Annotated in this window: 1 pseudogene; it reads right to left on the bottom strand. The window is 49.8% G+C overall.

Features of this window, described 5'->3' with window-relative positions:
- Positions 1-273 (bottom strand): annotated as a pseudogene (locus tag RRF55_RS27440) (propionate/acetate kinase); the annotation flags it as partial.

The following is a 273-nucleotide window of genomic DNA, read 5'->3' as shown; positions in this document are numbered from 1 at the left end:
GTTAACCAGCCCCCTTGTTTAAAGCTACCTGCCAGTTCTGAACCGCGTTCAGACACATAAGCATGGCTCGTACCATGGAAGCCATAGCGACGGACATTGTGTTCAGTGTATAAGAACTTTGGCACAGCATAGCGGTAAGCATGTGCAGGCATAGTCTGGTGGAATGCTGTATCAAATACCGCCACTTGTGGTAGCTCTGGGAATAAACGCATAGTGGCGTCAATCCCAACCAAGTGCGCAGGGTTGTGTAATGGTGCAAGTGGTGTTGCTGCA

This window comes from Klebsiella sp. K47, from assembly GCF_051858335.1.
Lineage (GTDB): Bacteria > Pseudomonadota > Gammaproteobacteria > Enterobacterales > Enterobacteriaceae > Klebsiella > Klebsiella pneumoniae.
This window is presented reverse-complemented; position numbering and strand designations above follow the sequence as displayed.